The organism is Planktothrix sp. FACHB-1355 (genome assembly GCF_014748295.1).
Lineage (GTDB): Bacteria > Cyanobacteriota > Cyanobacteriia > Cyanobacteriales > Aerosakkonemataceae > Aerosakkonema > Aerosakkonema funiforme_A.
This window is the reverse complement of record NZ_JACJUP010000818.1, coordinates 1-3,233: the sequence shown is the minus strand read 5'-3', so window position 1 is coordinate 3,233 and position 3,233 is coordinate 1. Positions and strand designations below refer to the sequence as shown.

Genomic DNA, 3,233 nt, shown 5'->3' with positions numbered 1-3,233 from the left:
GTTTGAGGACTTTCTCAAAAAACTCATCGTTTTCAAATGTTGCAGTTACTTCCTTTGGCGGCGATACCAGATCTAAGCTGACAGGTTTGTATAGCTGAGAACCTTGTTCTGGAGAAATATTTCCGCTGCGTCGATCGCGTTGTTTTCTCTCTACCAATCCCAAGGGTATGTAAATTTCATCTAAATCGAAGGTTACTCCCTCTTCAGCTGTGAGGGGATTGGTGGTGAGCCGTTTTTGCGATTCTAGTCTGTCTCTGCACACTTTCCGCCAAAAGTCAATCCCTGCTTTGATGCCGTCTTTGAGGGGTTTGGGTTCTTTGTTGTCGCCGTAGAGGACTTCAAAGATGGGGATGCAGGGCTAACTCAGCGATTTGGGTGTCGCGCAACAGTGCGGCGGTGGCTTCCGAGAGTAAAATTTGCTCGGCGCTGGCGAGGGCGGCGACACGGGCGGCATAATCTACTTCGTGTCCGATGAAGCGATCGGCATCCGGAAGCGGGCTACCCGTGTGCATTCCGATCGTGACTTGCAGTTTTCCAAATGGTGTGGGAATAGGGTCGGTGATGTGGCTATTTTGGATGGCGATCGCACATTGTACAGCTTGAATAGGTTTGGGGAAGACGAGGAAGAAAGCGTCGCCGATAGTTTCAACTTTGCGCCCACCGTATTTCTCTACACTGACTTCAACGCGGTGGCGATGCGGCATCAAAATTGTGTCCCGATACACGCGGTTGCGTGCGCTGATGTCACTGCCTTCTAATTTGGGTTTCATGGCAGTAGAATTTACTAGATCGGTGAACACCAAAGTGAGCGCGTTCTCAAACATGGCTTGGTGGATTCAAAACAATAAATCTTTCCTGAGAGGGAGGGCAATAAAGCAACGATATGCAGTCTGTACGCGCACTTGCATCGCCCATCTGACTATCTAGCAATATTGAGATAGCACCTCGCCCAACGATCGTAGCGACCAAAGCTTGGGGCTAACCCACACAAAGGGGTCAAGTAGGGAAGATAGCTCTTAGTTTAGCGACACCGTTCAATATATAACAAACTCTTCTGTTGTCCGAGAAGTAATCTCAAGTGTAGCGATCGCGCTTTATTTATTTTCTTAAACTAAGCAGCAGTCACCTCACACAAAGTAAAGTTTAGTTTCATTCGCTTGTCTCTCTGAAAAAGCGTGCTAAATTAAAAACATGAAGCAAACAAGCTTCTCCGACAGATACCACAGCGAAGTTAACGTTTGTAATAAAGAGGTAAAAGCCGCTGTTTCATATAGCATCTGTCTCATCCAAAAACAGTAACACCCAACCAAAAGTCTGATATTTCCTCATGTATTGCCAAGGGAGATAGGGAACTGGATTTTATATCTCAGTGCAACTCCGGGCTGAAAAACAATGAGAGGAGATTCCTCAGAGAATATGGCTTGGGTGTTGCTGTTTGAAAGATTTAGAAAAATTAAATATTAGCATTGAGAATATCGGAGCGATCGAAATCGCGACAAGACAAACAAAACCCGCATCGGCGGGTTTTTATCATTGAAAGTCCCCTCTATTCTGAAGAGGAATTGTATAGCCCAAGATTTCTAAGCTGTCGGGGTTTTTGTGGCGTTAAAAAAGAGCTTTAGTTCAGCAAATCATGAGGTGGGATATGGCAGTGTTAAGCGAGTCTCCGTGGTATCAAGAAATTTTGCAACAAGGAATACGCCAAGAACGACTGTCATCAATCGAACTAATTTTAGAGATGAAATTCGGCAGCGAGGGAGTACAGCTGATGCCGGAAATATCTCAAATTTCTGATTTGGAGCGATTGAAGACAATTCAACTGGGACTCAAGAGGGTGAGTACTCTAGAGGAATTGCAGGAAATCATTTCAAGTATTGATTAAATAGGAAATCTCAGAGCTTGCACTTGTCAGAAACCGGGTTTCTGACAAAGAAACCCGATTTTTCAGATATTTATCGCAACGTGACAAATTCTTCAGCGGTAGAAGGATGAATTCCCACTGTGGCGTCGAAGTCTTTTTTGGTAGCGCCCATTTTGACGGCTATGGCGATGCCTTGAATAATTTCGGCGGCATTTTCGCCTACCATATGAGCGCCCAATACTCGCTCGGTATTGCTGTCAACAACTAACTTGACCGTAACTTTTTCATCAGCGCCAGTCAAACTGTGGAACATGGGACGGAAACGGGCGCGATATATTTTTACGGCGTCGCCATATTTTTGTCGCGCTTCGGCTTCGCTCAATCCGACTGTGCCGGCTTCGGGTTGGGAAAATACGGCAGATGCGACTTCGTGGTGACTGAAAACGCGGGGATTGTTGCCAAATTCGGTATCGGCAAAAGCGCGACCTTCACCGATAGCAACGGGTGTTAAATTGATGCGGTTGGTGCAATCGCCGACAGCGAAAATATTGGGTTGGTTGGTGCGGCTGTACTCATCAACTTGGATGGCGCAGTTGACGCTGTAACCGTGCAATCTAGGCAAATCTTCATCTTCGCAGTTGATAACTTCAACATCGGCTGTTTCCAAACCGAGTCTGGCTAAATTGGGTGCGCGACCGATCGCAAATAAAACCGCATCTGCGGTTATAGTGGATTCTGTGTCTTTGCCTTTTTCAGCATAAGTGATTTTAATCCCTTCTGATGTCTGTTCAAATTTTTTGGCTAGGCTATTGCAAATAAAGTCGATACCGTGTTTGCTCATGCCATCCTTAACGCCGCTGCTAATATCTTCATCAAAGTCTTTTAAAATGCGATCGCCCCGAATCATCACACTTACCTGAGAGCCCAATCCGTGCATGATACAGGCAAATTCTACGGCGATATAGCCAGCACCGATAACTAACAGACGCTTGGGTTGTTCCTTAAGGTGAAACATCTCGCGAGAAGTAACGGTATATTCCACGCCAGGTAAATCCGGTTTGATAGCTTCGCCGCCGACAGCAATTAAAATTTTGTCGGCTGTGATTTTGCGTCCATTTACTTCTACGGTATGAGAATCGACTAAAGTGGCGCGACTTTGAAATAACTCGACGCCAGCTTTTGCCAAAAAGTTAATATGCAGCTGATTCAGACGCATGACTTCATTGTTGACGGCGGTAACGAGTTTTTGCCAATCAAAGCTGGGTTCGACTTTACTCCAACCGTAGCCAACTGCGTCTTCGTATAGATGCGAGAACTTAGAGGCATATACCATTAATTTTTTAGGAACGCAGCCGCGAATTACACAGGTACC

4 protein-coding genes are annotated in these 3,233 nt (G+C 45.7%); 1 reads left to right on the top strand and 3 read right to left on the bottom strand.

The features are described from left to right. Together H6S82_RS25375 and H6S82_RS25370 are read right to left on the bottom strand one after the other, a co-directional pair. Positions 1–262 (bottom strand): hypothetical protein (locus H6S82_RS25375; protein WP_199317959.1); only part of this gene is annotated, 262 nt, incomplete at its 3' end. A 76-nt stretch (positions 263–338) separates the two neighbouring features. After that, positions 339–824, bottom strand: coding sequence for an adenylate/guanylate cyclase domain-containing protein (locus H6S82_RS25370; RefSeq protein ID WP_190463327.1), 486 nt, complete (start codon positions 822–824; stop codon positions 339–341). An 821-nt stretch (positions 825–1,645) separates the two neighbouring features. On the opposite strand from H6S82_RS25370, the gene H6S82_RS25365 reads away from it, so the two are divergent. Further along, a complete protein-coding gene (locus tag H6S82_RS25365; protein WP_190463325.1) occupies positions 1,646–1,882 on the top strand; it encodes a hypothetical protein in 237 nt (78 codons plus the stop codon). Between the two features lie 70 nt (positions 1,883–1,952). Here H6S82_RS25365 and gorA read toward each other — a convergent pair. Beyond that, positions 1,953–3,233: glutathione-disulfide reductase (gene gorA, locus H6S82_RS25360; protein ID WP_191056901.1), on the bottom strand; the 1,281-nt coding region annotated here is incomplete at its 5' end.

Coding starts and splice junctions, on each gene's coding strand:
- H6S82_RS25365 (WP_190463325.1), top strand. CDS start 1,646: ATGGCAGTGTTAAGCGAGTCTCCGTGGTATCAAGAAATTTTGCAACAA.
- H6S82_RS25370 (WP_190463327.1), bottom strand. CDS start 824: ATGTTTGAGAACGCGCTCACTTTGGTGTTCACCGATCTAGTAAATTCT.